The organism is Endozoicomonas sp. ALB115, from assembly GCF_049310245.1.
Classification (GTDB): Bacteria; Pseudomonadota; Gammaproteobacteria; order Pseudomonadales; family Endozoicomonadaceae; genus Endozoicomonas.
This window is the reverse complement of the sequence record NZ_JBLYZG010000045.1, coordinates 1-21,545: the sequence shown is the minus strand read 5'-3', so window position 1 is coordinate 21,545 and position 21,545 is coordinate 1. Positions and strand designations below refer to the sequence as shown.

The window sequence follows — 21,545 nt, the reverse complement described above, 5'->3', positions numbered from 1 at the left end:
ATAACTGTTTATACCAATAAAAATAAAGATGTCAGAGGATGGTTGTGCAGTACGTCGTCTATCGCAGAGTTTCTACCCGTAAGCAGGGGGATTCCGGCCTTGGCCTTGAGGCACAGGATCGGGATATCAGTCTTTATCTCCAGAATTATGAACCTGGCAATTATGAGTTGCTTGGCTCTTTCGTGGATGTCGAAAGCGGCACTCATGATGACCGGCCTGAGCTGGTAAAAGCCATGGATATGGCTAGAAAGACTGGTGCCACACTGCTGGTTTCCAAGCTGGACCGGCTGAGCAGGAAAGTCTCTTTTATTGCCTCGTTACTGGACGACAAACGGCTAAGTTTGAAAGTGGCCTGTATGCCCAATGCCGATAAGTTCCAGCTTCACATTTATGCCGCACTGGCAGAGCAGGAGCGTGATTTTATTTCGGCCAGAACCAAAGCAGCACTGAAGGAGGCTAAAGCTCGGGGTACTCAACTGGGTGGCCTGAGGGATGCAACCCACAAGCGCAATCAGGCAGCCCGGCAACAGGCTCAGTATCGAGCGGATCGGCTTAAAGCGCTCGTCCTGCCAATGGTTGAACAGGGTAAAACAACTCGGCTGATTGCTGATGCACTCAATCGTGCAGGTATTCTTACCAGCCGGGGGAACCGGTGGCAGAGCGGGCAGGTGTCCAGGTTGATTGGTCGGCTCAGGGAGAAATGAAGGGGGGGGGGGAGGTACCCGGTATGCTGGACATAACTTCCCTGTGGGTGCTTTTGTGCGTTGGGGGGGGTACACGCGCGGTTGGTGATTTTGTTTTTTGATGAATGTGATCAATTTACTGATTACCAGCAACAGTGCTGCGCTATTCTTTATTTGTGTGTACTGAAAACAGGGAGTATTCAGGCCATGGAAAGGGAAATTTTAAAGCAACGACTGTACTCATTTCTTCTGTCCAATCCAGATCAGCCGGTCAATGTACTGGCTCGAAATACAGGTGCATCCAAAGCTCTCGTGAACAACGTGCTTTATAAAGATACTTGCTTTGGTTCTACGAGTAGTGAGCCTCCCCTTTGGCATGTCGTACCAAGCAATACTCATACTGAAAAACCAGTTTATAAAGAATCCAATAAACGGTTAGGGAGCTAACAAGACATCCTGGTTGCAAAGTAGGAGAGGGCACTTTAAAACAAACGCTTGAGCTTTGCTGAAAGCGCAATCAGCAAACTAAGAACTTCATGGACAGGTATCTGGCTATCAATCAGTTATCTTTTTGTAGAGCTTCTGAGGATGGCCTTGCTCATGGAAGCTTCCATAAATTAGTCACAGATCTGTCTTACTGAAGAATTCAACCTGTTCTTCCATTCTTGCAGATAAGCTAAATCACCAGTTTGCCGCATCCATTTTCTGGCCTCTTGAGCTATGGCAGAGTTTTCAGATCGCATCGATTCCCCATCCAAAAAAATATAATCATCAGGATGCCATGAATGTAAACTGACGTCTTCTAGAATCGGCGCGATAAACACCCGTCTGTCTAATAGGTTTACGATTTCATTCTCAGGTAATTCTGCGCCCCAGGGCTTAGAAGCCAACTCCCAGGCAGCCATTGAAATGCCTTGCAAATGAAGTCTCGCGGGCTGATGCCCCCAGTTAAGCTCATCATAGAGGTGATCTCGATAAATTGTAGTTTCACCTAAATCACCAATAGCTTCCCTGATGACTACAGCAAAGGGGCTCAGACTTCTGTGGCTCTGAAGCTCCTCAAGACTAGGCTTTGAGGGTTTGATAATTATTACCTGAACTTCCGGCCAGCGTATCCCTTGTTCGGCGATGCCTCCCAAGTGATCAATGATTACACGTAAATTTTTATAGCAATGATGGCTTGGGTATATTTCATCAATATCCCCGGTCAGCCATTCAGGATTAATAGAGAATTTTTCGGAGATTTCATCAAGCAGTTCATTCGTTATTTTTGGTATGAAAGCGTCGTGAGAAATCAGGTCGGCAAAGGTTATGCCATGCTTTGGATTAACAAACCCAACGATATTTGCCCTATTGACACCATGAGTTTCAAAAACCTGAAAAATTCTATCAGCAACCTGATGTATAGGGCTTGCAGGCTCGGAATGACCAATGACTTTCTTTACCCTATCCATTATACCGAGCGAATCGGCCAGAGTAGATATGACTTCAGCAACAAAAGACAACATCTTTACCATCCTTGCGGTTGATTAGCTTTGCAAAGAAAATCAGCTTCTATGGCGTCAGATTATGGCATGTGGAGCATATGGCTGTATGCCACCAATTTCTGGCAAAAAAATCCTGAACTTCCAGAGATTGGATAGCACCTATTTTTGCCCTAGTCTGATAGGTTACTTCACACAACTTGAGTGAACAGTTATGGCAGAGCAATTTTTTCTGAGTATCCGTCAACATGGTGGGGTGTACTATCGTGATGGGTTAGACCCCAAGGGGCCTGATGCATTAGAAGAATTTGATGATTTTTTGCTGAATCTGAAACTCGTACAACGAATTTTCTTCGACAATGAGACAATTACCGGGTTAGCAAACTTCTCATCGTCGGACAGTGATAATGAGAAATACCCCTGCATCCAGTTTATGGCTGAAGACAGTCAGGGGCTGTCGATTTTATGCTCTTTGATTTTCAAACCTGCTGGGATGGGTGAGTATCATCGCTATAAGCGACAAATAGAGAGTATTACTATTGATGGTATTTGTGAAAAGGTTGAGCAAACGGATGATAAACCAGAGCAAACGGAAGGGGAACTTATTCTTGAAATGGAAGCCGTAGACGGTTGATCTTTATAATCCCGCTCACCAAATCGACATAAACCTATAGTATTGACGAACTATTCACTATAGGTTTCTTACCCGCATCACCTTCTTTGCAACTCTCAAAGTTATTGATCTACCAACGACATGCTGGTTCGGTAATGGGTACAGAAATTATGCTCTGGGGAAGGATAAATAACGGAGCTATAGGGTATCAGGCTAATAACCTATAGTGATACCTATAGTAAATCTCAGATAGCAAAAAGCCCGAAGTGCTTACTAACGCTTCGGGCTTTGCTGTGTATGGTGCCGGCACCAAGAGTCGAACTCGGGACCCACTGATTACAAGTCAGTTGCTCTACCAACTGAGCTATACCGGCAAGGAACGAGGTGAATAATATTTATGCCGGGTGTGTTTGTCAACTTCCATGTGTACTCTGATCTTTATTTTGTCGCCAACCCTAAAGCCACTATTTTGCTGTGCGTTCGAAGGAGGAGCCCGGGAGCTGTTAACAGCTGAGAATACCGCCGGTTCATGTCTAATCCATCCTTTCAATGGAATTTTCTCAGGCCAGCAGTTTTTTATAGCGTCCAAACTGGAGCAGCGCTGCCACCACCTTATTGTTAAAAGGCTTATTTACATGCATTTGCTGCAGCCGGAAGTGATGGGTTGTGATTGAGTCCTTATCCAGGCAGCTGTTGATATAATCGGCCAGGGCTTTATCGGAAGGGTCTAGCGCTTCGAGTAACGCTTTTTTTTCAATACTGCCCAGTTTTGCTCCTTTCTGTAACAGGCTCATAATGGTGACTGGTCGCAATTGCAAAGGTGAGGGTTGAGGATCATTCCAGACAAAGCATAAAGGTCCATTTTCAACGTCTTTGGTCTTTATCTTGTCGGTATAAGAGAGTGCCTCTGCGTAGCCGCCTTTCCTGGCAAGGTCTGACAATTTTTTCAGGACTTCAATCTCGGCTCCATTCTTTTCTATCTGCAACTTGCAGGAAAAGGCCATGGCCTTTAAAGCCTCCAGCGGCACTCCCATGTCCTGGGCCACTGGCGTTTGTCCGTAGGGAAGGAGAGAAAGATGAGGTTGGCCATTTTGCAACAGGGTCGTGGTCAGGTTGGCACCTTCACTTAACACCGGGAACCGGGAGCTTTGCACCAGTTTGTTGAAACTCTGCCTTGGCACACTGGGCATAAGACACAGAAGCAATTGGCCCTTGCCTGCCGCCATCAGAGAGGCCCGGTCTTGCTGGTCCCGAAAGTCAATCAGTGTGAAACCTGCGGTTCTCGCGATTTCGCTTAGCACACTCTTGCCATTTTCTGCCCTGTCTTCATCTCTGAAAGCGCTGGTGGTGGTGGTCACCACCACCGGGAGAGCATCCGTTACCTGACCCTGGTTTAGTTTTATAGCACCAAGCCAATTGGTTAATATCGTTTTTTTAAAGTGGCGCAGTGCATTATGATGCAAACCATAAACTACAGCGGTTTGTATTTTCCCTTTAGTGGATAAATCACAAAGCTGGTTAATAGCAGAGACTAATGTCAGTTGATGGCTATCGAGGGATTCGGTCGATATTTCAGCTTCTTTTGGTTGCAGATCACCACTGGGAATAATGGAGTTTACCGGTAGATGCAAAGGGTGGATATTACAGTCGGGCATTGAACTGTTGTCGTTATTGATATAAGCGAAAATGGACAAGAAAAAGTTGTAAAGCAGTGACCATAGGAGTTGGCCGCTATTATTTTTTGTAACTGATGTATCGGTATCCAGACACATCGCTTCAAATTCAGAGTAAAAACGATAGGGTTTTAAACTAATATGGGACTCTTGCACATAGCCTAATTCTCGGTACATTGCTTCGGCCTGGAAAAAGGAGAGGGTAACGGCAGCATTGATTTTATTCTCACCACGCAGGTTACAGCTGGAAATAATAACTTTGGTGTCGTCTATGTAAATTTCCTGAATGCCCAGTCTAATCTTTATTCCCGGCAGTAAGTAAGCCAGCTTGGATAACGCTATACGCTGTTTCTTGACATATCTTATCTGCTCTTCACTATTAAATCTTTGTCGTGTAATAAAGTCACTGTCATCCGGTGGTGACAGTTGTGCATGGATCGTTTTTGCACCCAAAGCAACAAGGGCCTTAATCAGTTCGACAGATGCCGTGGCATCACCCATGGCCCAGAATCGACCTTGTTCTTCATTTTTATTTTTATAGACGGGGCAACGTACATAAACCCCTATTTCCGGCAATGCGCTTATTAAAGCTTTAGCCCGTGACAGATATTCGGTGGACGATGCACTTCCGGACAAGCTGTCATCCATGTGATCCAATAATGGGTGCGGATACTTTCGTAAGGTTTGCTTTTCTACCATGGTATTTTTATTGGCAATCTTATTTTTTTCCCGCTGCCAGGTTTGCTGGAATAGTGTTTTATCAAAATTCTTTACCGGACGAAAAGGTTGCTTCACTTTCTCCCGGGCATCTCTGATCAGTTTTGCACAGACTCCATTCTCTTTACTGCTAAATTCAGCAGCATATTCCATTTTCGTCAGTCGCTTGATAAAGAACGGTTGCTCAAGAAGGTATTGTAAAATGTCATCATAGCCATGTTTTACCGCTAATTGGGTCAGAGAACTTAAGCCTTTTAAATCAGGATCTCTCGGGGTGAAAGAGTCTGGATAGTTATGTACAAGCCATTTGACACAATCCAACTGGCCACACTCAACAGCATAGCGAAGAGCGCAATATGATTGATAAAAAGCACCACCACTATGTAAACAGTGGAGAATAACGGCCACGCACTCTATGTGCCCATTTTTTATCGCAACCCAAATAGGGGAATCAGGCTTGGACAACAAATACTTGCCAATTTCATAATCCAACATGGTCATTAAACCAGCTTTATTTCCGTATTGAGCCGCCAAGTGTACCGGTGTTAGTCCTGATTTGTCAGGATACACCAGTGTATTTTGCAGTATTAAGAAGTTGGGGTAGTTATTCAATAAAAAGTTCAAACAATTGTTTTGTTTTGCTCTGGCTGCAATATGCAGAGGTCGTTCGTCGTTGTCATTGGTTGCCTGCCACAGGTGTTGAGCTCGATCAACCAACAGTCGGCATAGGTGTTCATGGCCGTGTAACACGGCCAGATGCAGGACGGAGTTACCCTCTGCATCTTCAATGGCCAGGGAAAAGGGGTTATTGGTAATGCACTCTGTTACTTTGTCTGTATCCCCCTGTTTTATCAGGTTTATCAGGTCCAGGGATGAATTATAAAGATGGTTGTGTTGATCCCATGAAGCCTCCTTTGAAAGTAATGGCAGGCCTGGTATATCCATCACCATTTGATGTGTCGTCAGTTGATCAGATGATTCCAAAAATGCTTCTTTATCACAGGATTTGGCAGAGTGGTGACTAAGAATAGGGTGAACCTGGTTTAGTTTTACCATTCTTTTGGTGTGTAAACTCTCTGGTGGCGCTGGATTTTCCGCACGCGGTAATGACATGCTCTGGGCAGAGGGTATGCTAATTTCTACACCCGTTTGGGGATTGTCCTTTTCAACTTGAACTCTGGTGGTTGTATCAATCCCCCCCGGGGGATTAGGTAATATCGGTGTTATTCCCCCGGCAGGCTGCATTGCTCTAACTCTCCTAAAGATCTTGCTACATTAATGGTGTTTTTTCTTTTTGATGAACGCTAGGGCCGACTAAGGAGTTGTCTGGAAACAACTTACCTATTTTCATTGCCTGACTCCGTTCGGACTGAGTGCTGAGCTTGTCGAAGTATCGAAGTTCGTTGGCACGCCCCGTCGATACTTTGACAAGCTCAGCACTCAGGGTGAACGGAAATCGGGAACTTGTTAAAAGACAATTCCTAACCACTTCTTAGGGTAGATATTAAGGAATTTATGTCAGAAAACCACTTAAAAGCTCTCATTCTAGAAAGAAAAAAAGATACCCCTCTATTTTGTGGCAATTATCAGTACAACAAAACTGCATCTTGTTTAATACGCTCGCCCTTCATTGATGTTTGGTGCTCCATCGTAAGGTATTTTAGCAGGTCTGCTGTATTGATAGTGAAAATCTGCCCGATGGCATGCTGCAGCGCATTCATACCCTCAAAAGTTAAAGAAATTCTCGTGCCGTCAAGCAGGACCTTGCGAACCATCAAAGCATTTAAGGCCGTTAGTATTGCCAACCACTTTGTTATTTTTAACCTTTCATTTACTCGGTATGGTTTGGTATTAGGCAGCCAACAAGGAGGTGGGCATGAACATTGCTCAACACTTTTTTATACCAAATACTGATAACTACCACGATCTGAAAGATACTACTTATCAGGAAATCCTTACATTTATCGACAAACATGTTCAGGCAGTCGATTCAGTCAAGATCATAACGCCTGACGACCCGTGTAAGATCAACCCTGTATTGCAGATAATGGCTCGTCAGGCACAGCACGCTCTGTGTAATCAGTTGCTGTGTGAGGGTGGCCTGGTACAAGATAACCCTTATCTGAAATTCAGATCCTTTCCTAACAGGCTTTATACATTCGATGAATCCATTCAGGGATCATTTGAAAATAACAAAGGGCAGAGTCACCCGCGAAAGCCCTGTGCATTATGCAATAACGATTCCAGGCTACTGAAAATCCACACCGAGGGCATGACCATCATTTCCAATTTCCGGCCTTACAGTTCCGAATGCTGGTTGATAAAACCCACAGAACATCTTGATCAAAGTAACATATTTGTTAAAAGTTCAGAGCTCTTTGATTTGGCAACAGCCATGGGACCGGCCTATACGTTTGCCCATAGTGGCTACAGGGGAAACTCACAGCCGCATCTTCATATCCATGCAATGAAAGAGAATTTGCCCCTGCGAAAAGCGTTGTATAACGGACAACTCTCTTTGGAGGCTGACCTGCCGGTAATACAGCATGGGAAAACCACGATCCGTTGGATGACCGGTGATCAAGCCCATAACACGGCACATTTTTCAGGAATTCATATCGCGGGTGAGAATCCTGCTGAATTTGCGCAAGTCTTTAATAATACTCTGAAATACTTAAGCAAAAGCGATGTCTGCGGTACTGGCGGCTACAACGTGGTCTATTGGGTAGACGATAATAACTCTTTGCACTCTTTCATTTTTCCCAGAAATCAAAATGCCAATGTTAATCCTCAATATGTGCCTGAAAAGCAGAGTTATGGCTGTCTTGAAATGAGTGGATTGTTAATCATGGCTCCGGTGAATGACAAAAAAGTGGGTGAACCAGCCGCAGAGGAACTTGCCTCAATCCGAGATAAGCCCTACGGGGATTTTGTCGCCAGGGCCAGAAATGAGCTTACCCGTCTTACCCCGGAGCAATGGCAAGAATTGGCTATGCGTCTGGAACAGTATTGAATTAATTTCCCGGTTCAGAACTTGATCTCCACTCACCCTGAAGCGGAGTCGAAGAATACCAGGCACAAACAAAAACAGACCCATCCCGGATCTGTTTTTTTACCTATGGACTCTTGTCGTTAGGCATCCTGCCCGACTAAAGTCCCTGCCCAGCCTTCATCCTGAAAATCCGGACATCCTGTCCACTGGCTCCCTGCCATGTCACATCCCTGATTTGTCAGCCATCCACCTTCCTGGCTGCTTTGACCTCCTGTCTCAACTGACGGCTTCCATTTTGAGGCTTTTACTTATCATTTACAGTCAGGGAATTCCCATACTCCGTGTAAGACATTTGCCACTGGTAACCGCTCCTTCTTTTATATAGGCCCTGAAACCAAACAACCCGGTATTTCAGACGTTGTGCATAAGTACACTCGAAAACCGGAACCAATCAAAATGACTGACAAAAGTAATCAACTACTAGTCGATAAAACGGGTTAATTTGATTTGAGGCAGCTGTTCCTGCGTTGGCGTATCATCGCCTGAATACGGGCACTGCAAGTACCCGTATCACATAATAAAAAACCTTGCCAGAGACAAGGCTGCAAGTGCTGAACCATCAGCTGTTTGCGTTTTTTATTATTATTGGGGTGGTATTTATTCTTAGACAGAGAGTGAGTATTTGGTGTTCTTATTACCAGGCTCCGAAACAATCGTTACCGACTTCGGCAAACACTCAATGATTAAGCTCATGCTACGTATTTACCGAAGCAAAAGAATTGATCTACATCAATAAATACCCACTAATAATGCACGAATGATCGACCAGTCACTGCTGAGACCCGGTTCAGGGTTGACCAGCTTTTGACCAAGCAGAAAATAAGCAGGTCTTCATCATGCATTAATAACAATACAATAACCTGAAAATATTAAATTTTAGTTAATATTTACCCATCGAATCCGTTTACAGCAGCAATTGATCGAGCTTTTCCTGATTATCAGCCGATAATTCACCTGCAAGACTGAGTTTATGTTTACAGATAGCTTTATGAAGCCCTTTATCGCACGAAAGCAGTTGGTGTAATGCTTCAAACCGATGCTCAAACAGCCAGTCATATAATCTAATGTCTGAATGGTGAATAGAGTTGTTGTTTTCAGAGTCCTCTGTCTCATGGCAATTGGATTCGCCCCAATCATGACTGTCCCGTACGGCAGAATCATCCGACTCTGGATCTAACCCAACCCTGGCAAAATCACTTCTCGGTGCGTTATAGGTAGCTTCCATCTGGCTTATGAAGGAATCTTTGCATGAGTGGGCAAAAGGTTCACGGGGCAGGTAGACGAAAGGGTAAAGACTTATATCCGGACTGTGCATATCTCTGGCTTTTGCCAGCAACGCTGCCAGTGTCATTTTATTTTGCGCACTCAAATTGTCGGCAATGACGTCAGAGGTGTTATCAATCAGATAAAAAACATCCGCATCACTGGTTAACAGTTTTCCAATATCACCTGCCCGGGTTTCTATTAACGTATCTGAAATAGCGCCTTTCAGAGTGTCGATATTTCCCGGAAAATTGTATTTATACGCGGCTTTCAGGACATAAGAACACAATTCCAGCTTGCGAAAATATTCACCATGATCTTCAAAAACACTGAAACATGTGGCAAGCAGGGACTGGCCATTATGATCAAGGCGGTTCAGATGCAACCCGGATTTTATCAAATAGAGAAGCGTGTCAGAAACACGATAGAAGTAATAGGTTTTAATGTTCCGCACCAGTTCATTGAAAGGGAGTTTTCCTTCGCTGGTGTGTTGATTGATATCTAACCCATGGTGGGTCAGCAAATTGATTTTTTCACTGTCGAGAAACCGACTCGCCATCATTGCATGAAGCGGACTGTTTTCGTAACGATTGTCAGCGTTGTCGATACTGGCTCCAGCCCGCAACAGAAGCACAGCAAGACCGACCCATGACGTTAAGCTCAACGTTTCTGACAGTGCTGTCTTCCCACTGCTGTTCACGGCGTCTAGGATTTCCTGACGGCCACCGGCCTTTTCCAGTAACCTGTCCATAAGCGCCAGGGAGGCACCACCAGTTTGACAGGCAACGTGTAATGGCGTGTTACCAAAGCGATCAGCAACCAGTTCGGCACCACGGCTCAACAGCAATTCCACCACGGTATCAGGATTCGTTGTGTACTTTTGTCCACCACTGCGTGAATGAAGACAGCTCGCTCGACAAAACTGGTGCAGTAAGGTTTGCCCCGCCTGATTGATGGGCTGATTGATATCAACACCTTCTTTACTCAAATACCATTGCAGGTGCTCCAGTATTTTGGGATCGGCTTCTCGCGGTGGAGAATTCCAATACACGGTATCATCGGGCCCATACGCCGAAGCTTGGGTTATGTGCTGAACTTTTTTCGCACGAATATCAATACCCCTGCTCTCTAACAGCGTATCCAGTTCCTGAATGTCAGCATTGCCTCGAAAGAGAGTATTGCATTGGCAATCAGGGCTACGGATTAACCATGTACCCGGGGTTTCGCACACAATCACCTGACGTCCATTAAATATCTCTGTCGTCTTAGGCTCCAGTGTCAGGTGGTGACAGACCACGACGGGTAATGCAATGGGCTTGAATGCCTTGAGATCATCAGGGGTGACTGAACGCATAACTGGTCCTCCAAAGCGGCTGTAACTATTAGCTCCCGACTTCTTGTCGTTGATAAATTCACAGTAATGATCACCGTTGTCTGGAAATGGCGAATCATCCCGGATATTTATCTCAACATGGTCGCACTCATTCCCTGGCCTGTATTGATCATCAGAAAAATCACGCCGTTCAGAGCGGGCCGACATATGCAGGCTTTGTATGGCTTGCCCAAAAACAACCCGCCCCGAAAACAATTTGTTACCGGCTTCATTTCGAAGTGAGTTGGCAGCCATTGCTGAAAATTGGCTGTTGGTGAGTTGTCTTGTATGTTTGAGAATGTTTAAAGCCTGTGTGTACATTGAATACCTCTGGAAATTTTTTACGATATTCGTTGCTCTCCAACCGTTATGGAGAGACTTCTGCAAATCACCCTGAAAACATTCATTCAAGTACATGACCATTTCAGACAACTCTCAAACCCTGCACTGACTGAGGACAAAACAGTAGAGAATTTTAATGGGTCTTAACACTCACCAACCAAGGTAGTCTCCCTGAGCAATTGATCAAGTTTCTCTTTATTGTCAATGGATAATTCACCCACGAGCTTGTTTTTATACTGACTGATAGTCTTATGAATTTCTTTATGTGACAAAAGCAGTTGACGTAATGCTGCAAACCGACAGTCAAAAAGCCAGTCATATAAATGAATATCTGAATATCGTACTGAATGATTGTCCTGATGGTCTTCAGTATCATCACAATCAGATTTCTCATTAATCTCTAGCTCTAGTGCTAATGATTCAAAATAATCCAGATCTGATTCCAGTAACCCAACCCCGGCAAAATCGGTGCTTGCCGCATTGTAAACAGCGTCCATATGACGCATGAAAGAATTTTTACAAGAGTGCGCAAAATGTTCACAGGGCTGGTAGACAAAAGGACGAAGGCTCCTATCCGGAGGATAAATATCTCTGACTTGTTTCAACCACCCTTCCAATTTCTTTTTATTTTGCTTACTCAAGTTGCTGGCAATGATTTCGACGGTGTTATCAATGAGATAAAAAACATCCGAAAAACTTGTTAACAGTTTACAGATATCCTTTGCGTGTTTTTCCATTAATGCATCCGAAACCGCGCCTTTCAGAGCATCAATATTTCCTGGAAAATGGTATTTATAGGCAGCTTTCAAGACAAAAGCACACAATTCAAGCTTTCGATAATAATCGATATTTCCGGCAAAAACATCGAAACACATGGAAAGCAGGGACTGACCATAACGATCGAGGCGGTTCAGGGTCAGCCCTTCCTTTAACAGGTAAAGAAGTACATCGGAATCAAAGTAGAAGTTACAGTAATACATATCCCTGACAAACTCATTGAAAGGGAGTATGCCTTCACTGAAGCAGTTATTGATATCTAACCCATAGCGGGTAAGGAAGTACAGTTTTTCACTGGTAAGCTGTTGATTTTCGATCATTGCATGAAGCGGACTGTAATGATACCTGTTGTCGGCGTCACCGATACTGGCTCCCGAGCGCAACAGAAGCACCGCTATACCAACCCATGCTGATGAACTGAGCGCCTCGGACAGGGCTGTTTTCCTGTCGTTGTTAACTGCATCAAGGATTTCCGGGCTGCCATTGACCTTTTCCAGCAATATTTCCAAAAGCTCCGGGGTAGCTCCAACATTGCAGGCGAGGTGTAATGGTGTGTTACCAGCGCGATCAGGAAGCAGTGAGGCCCCACGGCTCAAAAGCAATTTCACCACCGTATCAGGATGCACAGGGTGCAGCGTTTCCGGCTCCCTGTGATAGAGACAGCTCGCTTTACAGAACTGATGCAACAGGGTTTGCTGCGCCTGGTTGATGGGCTGATTGATATCAACCCCCTCTTTACTCAGATACCATTGCAGTTGCTCCAGTATATTTGGGTTAAGTTCTTTCAGCGGAGAACGCCAATACACCATCTCTCGGGGCCCAAACGCTGAAGTCCGGGTTATATACCGGGCTTTTTTCGCATGAATATCAACACTCCGGTTCTGTAACAACGTATCTAATTCCTGAATGTCAGCATCATCACGAAACAGCGTATCGCATCGACAATCAGAGGAACGGATGAGTCGTGTATTGGGGTTCTCGCACACGACCAACTGACGACCATTGAATACCTCGGCAGTGCAAGGCTGCATGGACAGGTGGTGACAGACCAGAACGGATGAAGCAGTGGGCGTGAATAACTTGAGATGTTCAGGAGTGACGGAAGTCATAGTAAATATTTTAAAGTGCGTTTTTTATACATTTCATTTAAAAATGTTCACTCATAAAAGTCCGTTAAAAAAATACTGGCTGTCTCCCGAATATGACCAGAAGCCGAGTCTGGTATAAAAACGGGAATAATCAAGTCTTTCCTGTTTACTGACTCATTCTGATTTTTCCTGCTAAACAAGTTTCTGCTGCATTTCAAGTACTTCCTTTGTTTTATCAGAGCCAATTGATGGGGCTGCTACAGCCGCCAATTGCTGTTGGGACTGCCGGAAAGACAAGGGATGCCAGAGTGATCGTGATAACGCTTGCCCTGCTGGTAATGTCGGAACAGCCCGCTTAATGGCCTTATAGCTTGCATAGGCACAAAGGGCATACGAGCCGACTCCCACTGCCAAGACAGCGGGTATAGCGAACAAGGCATAGGCTGAGAGTTCGCTGGAGGTGTCTGTCGGGTGTTCAAATTCTGTATAGTTAGAACTGGTTTCAAGAATGGTTTGTGTGGGGGTTGTGAATTGTTCCGACGTTGTGAGTTGTTCCGGTGTTGTGAATTGTTCCGACGTTGTGAGTTGTTCCGGCGTTGTGAGTTGTTCCGGCGTTGTGAATTGTTCCGACGTTGTGAGTTGTTCCGGCGTTGTGAGTTGTTCCGGCGTTGTGAATTGTTCCGACGTTGTGAGTTGTTCGGGCGTTGTGAATTGTTCCGACGTTGTGAATTGTTCCGACGTTGCGAGTTGTTCGGGCGTTGTGGTTTGTGCTGGTGTTGTAAAAGTACTGCACCCCCGCTCATCCGAGTGATCAGCACAATCGTAATCTCCATCGCATATAACATAGGAAGGAAGACATTCACCGTTATTGCAAATAAACCGCCCTAACTTGCTGCATACATCCTCTGTGCAGTTATCTAGATGGGAGCCATCATCACATTGCGTGTTCGCACCAGAAAGTCCACTACATTGAAACCTTAACGAAATACATTTGGTGCCGTCAGCACAAATAAACCGCTTTAATTGGTTACATACATCCGGTGTGCAGTAGTCTTCATCGGAGCCATCCTCACAATCCATATAACGCACTCCCTTACTTCCATCACATTGATGCTCCTTACCGATGCACTCGCCATTGTCACAGGTGAATTGATCATCTGCGCATGCCGCCTGAGGCTCTGTGGTTGGGTCGGGCGTCGGGGGAGAGGCAGAAGCTGTCATTGCTTCTGGCGTTGTTGTTTGTGCAGACGTCGTTGTTTGTGCAGACGTTGTTGTTTGGCTGGATGTCGGGGTTTGAACGGAAGCTGTTATTGCTTCTGGCGTTTTGGTTTGGCCAGGAGTTGTAAAGGTTGAGGGTGTCAATTCCGTATCGATAGCAGTAGTTACAGGGGTAGTTGTTGCAGGTAAGGTTGAGTGAAATTGACTGGATCTGGATTCCGCTTGAGCCATCTGCTGCTGATTATACAAAGCCGCAAAAAACAGCATTGATTGTTTTAGCCCCGGTGCCACAGCACCAACATAGGGTGAATTCATCACCTCGCTGAAAGCAAAACCTGCCGCACGGCGCATCAAAATTGTGCCTGCCTTCAGGGCAACACCGGCAAGTTGCCTTACCTGATAGTCAACGATCGGTTTGTGTTCATGCTTCTGCGCCAAATCATTCCCACACCGGATATACCCCTGGCAAACACTGAGACCTGCCTTCTTAGAGGTTTGTGCGGCCATGGTTTGAGGGTTGAATGCGTTTGGTAAGGAAGAATCAATTTTCATTTGATAACCTTTTGGATAGACAGATCATCCCTCCATGCAAATATACCCATGGCATGATGTGCAGTTACCAGAACAGGACTGTTGATTATTGAGCGCCTTTCTGGTCAGTCGCCAAAGGCTAACCAATCCATGGGTTATGGCAGTAAAATAGATGTTTTTCTAATACTTGCCGCAAATATTTAATATCGTTAAAGCTGAGCACGCAGCGAAGCAGCAACAGGCCCTGACAACACCCAATTTTTATCTTCAATTAGTCTCTGTTTATACGTTGTATGGTTGGCATGTGCAGAGTTATGGTTCTGTTGCTGTATCCTATTCCTCCTGTATTTATCCGATAAGGTTCGCTCAGAGAATCTCCATATAATTTGGCCAGGAATGCACCTATCATACACCCTTCAACCGCATACCCTGCACAGCAACCAATAACACCACCAGCAGCAGCGCCAACTAATTCGGGCTTGCCAACACCTGGATAGATAATATCAAAACTGTAAACGTTATTATTTTGAGGTTGCATATCAATGGACTCTTTGATTGGGTTTCTGGAGGTTTACAGTTTCTCTATAAAATAACCAACAAAGCGGAGTAGTCATTTTTCTGAACCTGACTGCTGGATAATAATACACTGTAGATTTCCGTGTTTTACCAGCCTCCGGCAGTCAACGAGAAACTGAGTTGATAATATTGACCGTTGAATCATTGAATGGTTCAATCTTTGCAAGTATGGAAATACAGCTTTCAAAGACCCTCGGGCATTTGAGCATTCGACTACTCAAGTCCAAACGGAATATACTCGGCCCTTATGACAATCTCATCATTAAATTTATAAATAGGTTTGCCAAGATCCTTTTGATCCGATTTAAGCATCATTAAAGTAAAGAAATCTACAGTTACCGTTCGTGCTTGATGTTCGTCATAACAAGATTGAACTTGTACCACTCTATTTTTCGAGTTCACTGGTATAACAGTTGATATGTCCTTTTTTTGATGGTCTTCGATGGTATGTCTTCTATCCAGTAGTGAAACCTTTATTCCTCCGGATACCGGCCAGGTCAGTTTTTCGTCATGCTTGCCTGGCATAACCTGTGCACAAACTGTCGCCCTGGTATGATTTGATTGGTAGGTACCTTCGAAATCCAGAATGAGTTTGAAGCAGTATCCTTCATCTGACGTATAAAAAACCGGGCTATGTAATACATGATCACTGTGTCGGGTACCGTTAACTATTTGTTTGCAATTTCGGATGGGCCAGCTGATCAGGCCGCTACCTTCGATCACGTCGTATGGTGAATTTAAAAAATTGGGTTTAATCTGAGCGGCTGACAGCACATCTATCGTTGTTTCGCTATTGGAATCCAAAAAGCAGGATTGATAATCCCACTTCGGGGGTTGTAAACTGGACAGACTGCAAAATTCTTTAAAGCCTACGAGAGGATGTGGGGTCTTCCCCGGGGATCTTCGGCACTCACCCGGAGCTCTTGATAGATGAATCGTCCTTATAATGTCTTTCTTATGTTTGCTGTGATCTTTCATAATAAATTTCATGGATTCACTGCAGGGCCATTCGGCTTTGCCATCATTGCCTCCGTTGATCACACGAACATACAAAGACAGGTATTCATGACTTTGTTTCACTAATAACAACTGAAAGGTATGGTTGTTGATTTGGAATGGCTCACTCTTCTGTATTACCCCACCCGTTTTATTTAAGTTTTCAGCATGATCAAATTGCCATGAATAGACAACATCCCCAACTCCTGCTGATGCAGATGGTTGAGCGACAGTTGCCGGTGGAACCACCTTTGATACATTATCCATTTTGACCTTCGGCGGTCCGGCTTTCGTTTCGATGTTGGAGGTATGGCTGTCATATCCGGAACGTACGGACAATTGTTGGTCATTAACAATTGTGCTTATGACGGTTGACAATGAGCAATTCTCAGATTTAGCTGTTTCCAATTCCACATCAAGTAATTTGATTTTCTGGCTTTGTGACTGGACTTGCTCTGTCAGCCTCTTATTTTCCTGAATCGTATTCTCCAGTTCTTCCTTTAAGGCGTCTGAATCAGTGTTACTTTCAGGCTGTATTTTTATGTTGTGTTTATATCGCTCTTTTAAGTATTTTATTTCTTCTGTCAGATACTTTTTTGATGTTGGTCCATTACAGTTATAGACATGAACTTTCTGATAATTTTGAAACTCCCCTTTCCAGCTGCATTGTGGTTCCAGGCACTCGACAATAAGACCATTGATCTCCCTCGCATAAGCTGCATCGACAAAAATATCTTTTATATTTATGCGGCTGTTACATTCAGCCAGGGGGCAGGTTATCTCTCTGTCTTTAATATTTTTTTCTATGCATGGCTTACAAATAATGTGTCCGCATGGCAGCTGATAAGGATCGGAAAGAATATGTGGCCTTGGCTCTGAATATAAACAGGCAAACTTTTTTTGCTTGGAAGGATCCAGAATCAGAGCCGGTGGATACGGATAGACACGTTCAAATTCAGGCATTGGTGTATCACGATTCAGTGTTCCTGATAATGTGTTCATATTGAAATACCTGAGTTCAATGTCAACGTGTTTGTTTGACCTGTTTTCTTCAACCAGGTTCCCTGTATTTTTATTCCAATCGATATCGCCATCACAGCTCTTGCAAAGGCTATTACCATTGAACCCTGGTCATCACGCTCCTTGTTCCGTGTGTACGAGAATGCAGCAAGTCCGTGTATTTGGACGTTCATTAATAAGTCCCATCTTTTATTGCATTTTGAACATTAATAGCTTGAGACATTAACTTTAGCATCATAGACTTTGCGCGAACGCTTTATTTTATCATGATGCTTTTCCGCCCAGGAAACCAACTGATACAGGGGTTTTACTAAATCTTTGCCCATTCTGGTAAGCTCGTACTCTACTCTTACTGGCACTTCAGGGTATACAGTTCTGGTAACATAACCTTCTCGCTCAAGGTCTCGGAGTGTTTGAGTAAGCATACGCTGTGAGATGCCTACTACTCTGTATTTAATAGAGTTAAACCTGTCAGGACCCTCGACCAGTGCAAATAAAATGAGTACTGACCATTTGTCGCCTATCTGAGCCACAACATTACGAATAGGACAGTCTTCGGTGTTATAAAATACCCGCTTTTTGTCTTTATCTCTGTTTTCGCATTTTACAGTCATACCACAGCCCTTTTGCCAAGATAGGTCAGAGGGTTACCAAAATGTGCCTAGATGACATTTTGGTACCTTCTTGTAGAGCAGGTTACTAATATATACCATGATATTCAAATAACATGCTGAACAACCAACGACATTGGAAGGAGCACTATATGTGGAAGACCATTGCATCAACTCTGCTACTGTTGGTAAGTCTTACTGCACCTGCGGGTAATGCAGACGAGTTGATTATAAACCTGCAATCTTTACAAAAAAATGATTGGACAGAGCAAGAGTTGGCTAATGCTACTTTAATTACGGACTTCGTACAAAATCTGATGAATAACCATAATTTTGATTACATTCTCGAGAAGTATAACGATAGCTCGTATGTTCAACACAATCGTAATTTACCTGATAAAGTCACTGGCCTGGTTGGCTTTTTAAAAGAGTTTGTTGAGGATTATCCCGATTACACCTATGACGTGAAGCATATTTATGTTGATGGTAATTACGTAATTTTTCACTCACATGCTACTTTGAAGAAAGAAGACAGGGGTAATGATAAAAAAGGAATGAATATTGTTGATACTTGGCGGCTTGAAAATGGCAGGATCGTTGAGCACTGGGACTCAATTCAAGCACTGGACGGCTTTATGCGACTTTACTCTCTAATTAACGGTGGCGATATTAAGAACAATAACGGCGTCTTCTGATTTTACATTATATAGGTGCTTACTGTTGCACATTAAGTACCTACCCCCGCTTGTTCGGCGCAGTCCACACGAAGAAGTTGTTGTTATAAGAATTTCACTCGGAGTACTTTCGTAAATTGGCAGGTAGAAATTTATCCATCTCTTGACTAGAAAAGTCATTTTTCCATTTGCTGTAATACAGGTAAATATATGCAAGCCCAGAGCTCACTAGCGATAGCAAAATCACCCATTGGAAGCAGTAGAGAAGTTAATACTTCCCAGGAAAGTCAAGCACTCGAATTTAAATTTTCAAATTACAAGGTGATGCATTTAATCGGCTCAGGAGCAAATGGCAAGTGCTTTGTTGCTAAAAAACAGGATGCCGATGAATATATTGCAATAAAAAGAACGAAAAAAGATATAGGATGCTATGAAGTTGAATGTTTGAAACAACTTAACCCCCATACAAACATAGTACGTCTTTTAGGTTTTCAGGACACAGCAACCTCATATTATCCATATAATATCGCATTAGAGTTGGCTGACTGTGACTTGGCTGACATGATAGGTTTATTTGGTATAGACTCTATCACCCTGAAACCTGATCAAATTGCTCACATTTTCAAAAACATTATCGCAGGATATTTATATATAAGAGAGAAAGACCTTATAGATTATGTGGATCTAGATGATTCTAATACACTGTATTTTTCTAAAGATTGTCATTTCAAAATATCAGATTTTAATAATAAAATAAAAATAGATAGTGATCCAGAAAGAATAAGGTCACTTTCTTACATACTTTATAAAATAGCATCAAAATTTTCTCATAAGTGCAAAGCAATCCAATCTGCAAATCAGAGAGCAGTATGTCAACCTTTTTGTCGTGAAGCCAATACCTCCACTCCATTATTAAGCAAAAATAATTGGCAGAGTGTTCTAACAAGACGTGAAACGGAAATGATTTTAAAGATGTTTGAGTTAAAAACAAGCTTTAGTGAATTAAATGAATACATATTAGAGTTAGAAGGTAGATCCTCACCCTTTGAAAAACCACCATCGTTAAAGCCAATGCGTATGATTTGATGCTGCCTTATAACCGGGATAGAGCAGAGCTTTATGACTCTGCTCCTTTCACACTATGAGCCATATAGATCACGTAGCATCGTGGTTCAAATTACTTTGTTTTCATCTTGCTGCCAGTTATGGCAGCCCAAGATTATTGAAATATCTGTTTGACAATGAACGGGTTAACACCGGACTGCTGTAATGCAGTGATCGGGAGACATTCATCCTGTATAAAATAGCGTTCAGCAGAAGTGCTCTGATTTAAGATTATGCTTGAGTAAGTGATTAATATTTCAAGCGTATCTGAACCACTTCCAGTTTTGAATTTATCTTTTACTGAAGAAGCAATAAAACTTGGCGTTCCATTTACAGATGCATCCATTCTTTGAAAACCCCTTGGAATATAGAAAATCTTTGAGAGAAAATCTATAAAAGGTCGGCGCTTATGGGCTTCTTCATTAGATAGCACCAAGCAGGATGGTCTCAGTGGCTTCAAATTAATGATCGTTGAGCTGATCAATCCCTGCGAGCAGGAAATCGGCCAGTCACTGGTGGCCGTTGATACCGTTGGTGTCGGCATAGGTGACCTCGTCCTGGTCGCCAGAGGTGGTGCTGCCCGAAAAGCTATAAACCCTTGCGAAGGCCCGGTTGACGCAGCGATTGTTGGCATTGTCGATAATATGGAGGTGAGCCGCCTGATTACCCGACAAAACCTGCACGACTTCGTTTCTGATTGATTTCCCCCATGATCCGTGAGATATACCTACTCGTATAAACAGAAAAGTTTTAAACCTTGATACTATCAGGTTTAAAAAACATAAAAGTACGATGAGGTACTCCCATGTCTGAAAAACCATTCGATTCTGAAAAGCGTGGCCCCACCCGGCGTCGGTTTTTACAACTGGCCGCAGCCTCCGCGCTTATTCCCCTTCTTAATATTCCCAGCCGCCAGGCCCGGGCTGATGCGCTCCCCGCACTTGATGAGTCCAACCCTACCGCAATAGGGCTTTCCTATAAGAAGACACAGGCAGACGCTAAATCCATAGATGGCTACCAGGAAGGACGAAAGTGTGAGAATTGCGCGCTCTATACCCCGGATAACCAGGGTTGCAGGCTTTTTCCGGCAAACTCCGTAGAACCGGAAGGATGGTGTAAAGCCTGGGTGCCAAAACCTGCCTGATGCTGTTGAGTTAGTAAAGAACACCACTAATACCCACACCCTCGTTCCTTCAAAGAAACCCGGGAACGAGGTAATTCTCTGCTATTCTCAACGCATCAAAAATAATCAGAAGTTGTCCTTATGAACCACGATAAAGACAGTGATGCGCTCTGGAATGCTATTCATCAAATAGAGATCAGCGTTAAAAACTCACAGAATGATATTAAAAAACTGTTCCTGCACAGTGTGCGGCAAGAAATAGCGATCGAAACACTCAACAAAAAGGTGGATGCCCACCAGCTGGAAAACCGTGAACGCTTCAACAGGATTGAAAATCGTCTGGATACGGTTGAAAACCGACTCGATAGAGTTGAAAGCAGGCTCGACAAGATTGAAAGCCGACTCGATAACATTGATAACCGACTCAATAACATTGATAACCGGTTTGACAAGGTTGAAGAGACACTCGCCATTATTATGAACCACCTCAAGCCATGATCTGTAGTAAGGAATTGCCCCGAAATAATTTCCACATTTTGGACTCGATCTCCGTTCATCCTGAGTGCTGAGCTTGTCGAAGTATCGAAGGGTGATTGGCACAATACATGAGGCCGGAGTTCACGCCCTT

Annotated in this window: 18 protein-coding genes and 1 tRNA gene; 8 read left to right on the top strand and 11 right to left on the bottom strand. The window is 43.8% G+C overall.

Features of this window, described 5'->3' with window-relative positions:
* Positions 1-38: 38 nt before the first annotated feature.
* Positions 39-704, top strand: a complete 666-nt coding sequence (locus ACO6VE_RS17520) for a recombinase family protein (RefSeq protein ID WP_422462545.1) — start codon at positions 39-41, stop codon at positions 702-704.
* A gap of 596 nt (positions 705-1,300) precedes the next feature.
* Here the strand turns inward: ACO6VE_RS17520 and ACO6VE_RS17515 are convergent.
* On the bottom strand, positions 1,301-2,191 hold the full coding sequence (locus tag ACO6VE_RS17515; protein ID WP_269672358.1) for a hypothetical protein: 891 nt from the start codon (positions 2,189-2,191) through the stop codon (positions 1,301-1,303).
* Positions 2,192-2,381: 190 nt separating this feature from the next.
* Here ACO6VE_RS17515 and ACO6VE_RS17510 point away from each other — a divergent pair, with 190 nt between their 5' ends.
* Positions 2,382-2,801, top strand: coding sequence for a hypothetical protein (locus ACO6VE_RS17510; protein WP_269672357.1), 420 nt, complete (start codon positions 2,382-2,384; stop codon positions 2,799-2,801).
* Positions 2,802-3,078: 277 nt separating this feature from the next.
* On the opposite strand, the gene ACO6VE_RS17505 is transcribed toward ACO6VE_RS17510, so the two are convergent.
* The 3 genes from ACO6VE_RS17505 to ACO6VE_RS17495 all read right to left on the bottom strand — a co-directional run bounded on the left by ACO6VE_RS17505 (position 3,079) and on the right by ACO6VE_RS17495 (position 6,975).
* Positions 3,079-3,154, bottom strand: a tRNA-Thr gene (locus ACO6VE_RS17505).
* Positions 3,155-3,340: 186 nt separating this feature from the next.
* Entirely contained in the window at positions 3,341-6,154 is a 2,814-nt protein-coding gene (locus tag ACO6VE_RS17500) for an ankyrin repeat domain-containing protein (protein WP_422462543.1), read from the bottom strand.
* Between the two features lie 602 nt (positions 6,155-6,756).
* On the bottom strand, positions 6,757-6,975 hold the full coding sequence (locus tag ACO6VE_RS17495; RefSeq protein WP_422443923.1) for a hypothetical protein: 219 nt from the start codon (positions 6,973-6,975) through the stop codon (positions 6,757-6,759).
* Between the two features lie 71 nt (positions 6,976-7,046).
* Between ACO6VE_RS17495 and ACO6VE_RS17490 the strand changes: the two genes are divergently transcribed.
* On the top strand, positions 7,047-8,183 hold the full coding sequence (locus ACO6VE_RS17490) for a hypothetical protein (protein WP_422443925.1): 1,137 nt from the start codon (positions 7,047-7,049) through the stop codon (positions 8,181-8,183).
* A gap of 943 nt (positions 8,184-9,126) precedes the next feature.
* Here the strand turns inward: ACO6VE_RS17490 and ACO6VE_RS17485 are convergent.
* The 6 genes from ACO6VE_RS17485 to ACO6VE_RS17460 form a co-directional block, all read right to left on the bottom strand.
* A complete protein-coding gene (locus ACO6VE_RS17485; protein ID WP_422443927.1) occupies positions 9,127-11,178 on the bottom strand; it encodes an ankyrin repeat domain-containing protein in 2,052 nt (683 codons plus the stop codon).
* Between the two features lie 164 nt (positions 11,179-11,342).
* Positions 11,343-13,085: an ankyrin repeat domain-containing protein gene (locus ACO6VE_RS17480; protein WP_422462541.1), complete on the bottom strand. Its 1,743-nt coding sequence runs from the start codon at positions 13,083-13,085 to the stop codon at positions 11,343-11,345.
* 171 nt (positions 13,086-13,256) lie between these two features.
* Entirely contained in the window at positions 13,257-14,834 is a 1,578-nt protein-coding gene (locus tag ACO6VE_RS17475) for an LDL receptor domain-containing protein (protein ID WP_422462539.1), read from the bottom strand.
* A gap of 250 nt (positions 14,835-15,084) precedes the next feature.
* Positions 15,085-15,351, bottom strand: a complete 267-nt coding sequence (locus tag ACO6VE_RS17470; RefSeq protein WP_422462538.1) for a hypothetical protein — start codon at positions 15,349-15,351, stop codon at positions 15,085-15,087.
* A 251-nt stretch (positions 15,352-15,602) separates the two neighbouring features.
* Positions 15,603-17,387, bottom strand: a complete 1,785-nt coding sequence (locus ACO6VE_RS17465; protein WP_422462536.1) for a hypothetical protein — start codon at positions 17,385-17,387, stop codon at positions 15,603-15,605.
* A gap of 224 nt (positions 17,388-17,611) precedes the next feature.
* Positions 17,612-18,019 (bottom strand): winged helix-turn-helix transcriptional regulator, encoded by a 408-nt coding sequence (locus tag ACO6VE_RS17460; RefSeq protein WP_422443937.1) that lies wholly within the window; start codon positions 18,017-18,019, stop codon positions 17,612-17,614.
* Between the two features lie 149 nt (positions 18,020-18,168).
* Between ACO6VE_RS17460 and ACO6VE_RS17455 the strand changes: the two genes are divergently transcribed.
* Both ACO6VE_RS17455 and ACO6VE_RS17450 read left to right on the top strand, forming a co-directional pair.
* Positions 18,169-18,711, top strand: coding sequence for a nuclear transport factor 2 family protein (locus tag ACO6VE_RS17455; RefSeq protein ID WP_422443939.1), 543 nt, complete (start codon positions 18,169-18,171; stop codon positions 18,709-18,711).
* 189 nt (positions 18,712-18,900) lie between these two features.
* A complete protein-coding gene (locus ACO6VE_RS17450) occupies positions 18,901-19,776 on the top strand; it encodes a protein kinase domain-containing protein (protein WP_422462534.1) in 876 nt (291 codons plus the stop codon).
* A 133-nt stretch (positions 19,777-19,909) separates the two neighbouring features.
* Here the strand turns inward: ACO6VE_RS17450 and ACO6VE_RS17445 are convergent, their stop codons facing one another.
* Positions 19,910-20,140 carry a hypothetical protein gene (locus ACO6VE_RS17445; RefSeq protein WP_422443943.1) on the bottom strand — a complete coding sequence of 77 codons (231 nt, stop codon included), beginning with the start codon at positions 20,138-20,140 and terminating at the stop codon, positions 19,910-19,912.
* 28 nt (positions 20,141-20,168) lie between these two features.
* Between ACO6VE_RS17445 and ACO6VE_RS17440 the strand changes: the two genes are divergently transcribed.
* The 3 genes from ACO6VE_RS17440 (at position 20,169) to ACO6VE_RS17430 (ending at position 21,415) form a co-directional block, all read left to right on the top strand.
* A complete protein-coding gene (locus tag ACO6VE_RS17440) occupies positions 20,169-20,495 on the top strand; it encodes a EutN/CcmL family microcompartment protein (RefSeq protein WP_422462596.1) in 327 nt (108 codons plus the stop codon).
* A gap of 104 nt (positions 20,496-20,599) precedes the next feature.
* Positions 20,600-20,938, top strand: coding sequence for a high-potential iron-sulfur protein (locus ACO6VE_RS17435; RefSeq protein WP_101746178.1), 339 nt, complete (start codon positions 20,600-20,602; stop codon positions 20,936-20,938).
* A 120-nt stretch (positions 20,939-21,058) separates the two neighbouring features.
* Entirely contained in the window at positions 21,059-21,415 is a 357-nt protein-coding gene (locus tag ACO6VE_RS17430; RefSeq protein WP_422443945.1) for a hypothetical protein, read from the top strand.
* Positions 21,416-21,545: the final 130 nt, after the last annotated feature.

Bases quoted from the DNA above. Each gene is read 5' to 3' on its own strand.
- ACO6VE_RS17430 (WP_422443945.1), top strand. From the start codon at position 21,059: ATGAACCACGATAAAGACAGTGATGCGCTCTGGAATGCTATTCATCAA.
- ACO6VE_RS17510 (WP_269672357.1), top strand. From the start codon at position 2,382: ATGGCAGAGCAATTTTTTCTGAGTATCCGTCAACATGGTGGGGTGTAC.
- ACO6VE_RS17520 (WP_422462545.1), top strand. From the start codon at position 39: ATGGTTGTGCAGTACGTCGTCTATCGCAGAGTTTCTACCCGTAAGCAG.
- ACO6VE_RS17470 (WP_422462538.1), bottom strand. From the start codon at position 15,351: ATGCAACCTCAAAATAATAACGTTTACAGTTTTGATATTATCTATCCA.
- ACO6VE_RS17490 (WP_422443925.1), top strand. From the start codon at position 7,047: ATGAACATTGCTCAACACTTTTTTATACCAAATACTGATAACTACCAC.
- ACO6VE_RS17455 (WP_422443939.1), top strand. From the start codon at position 18,169: ATGTGGAAGACCATTGCATCAACTCTGCTACTGTTGGTAAGTCTTACT.
- ACO6VE_RS17465 (WP_422462536.1), bottom strand. From the start codon at position 17,387: ATGAACACATTATCAGGAACACTGAATCGTGATACACCAATGCCTGAA.
- ACO6VE_RS17450 (WP_422462534.1), top strand. From the start codon at position 18,901: ATGCAAGCCCAGAGCTCACTAGCGATAGCAAAATCACCCATTGGAAGC.
- ACO6VE_RS17480 (WP_422462541.1), bottom strand. From the start codon at position 13,085: ATGACTTCCGTCACTCCTGAACATCTCAAGTTATTCACGCCCACTGCT.
- ACO6VE_RS17515 (WP_269672358.1), bottom strand. From the start codon at position 2,191: ATGTTGTCTTTTGTTGCTGAAGTCATATCTACTCTGGCCGATTCGCTC.
- ACO6VE_RS17445 (WP_422443943.1), bottom strand. From the start codon at position 20,140: ATGGATGCATCTGTAAATGGAACGCCAAGTTTTATTGCTTCTTCAGTA.
- ACO6VE_RS17435 (WP_101746178.1), top strand. From the start codon at position 20,600: ATGTCTGAAAAACCATTCGATTCTGAAAAGCGTGGCCCCACCCGGCGT.
- ACO6VE_RS17475 (WP_422462539.1), bottom strand. From the start codon at position 14,834: ATGAAAATTGATTCTTCCTTACCAAACGCATTCAACCCTCAAACCATG.
- ACO6VE_RS17485 (WP_422443927.1), bottom strand. From the start codon at position 11,178: ATGTACACACAGGCTTTAAACATTCTCAAACATACAAGACAACTCACC.
- ACO6VE_RS17460 (WP_422443937.1), bottom strand. From the start codon at position 18,019: ATGACTGTAAAATGCGAAAACAGAGATAAAGACAAAAAGCGGGTATTT.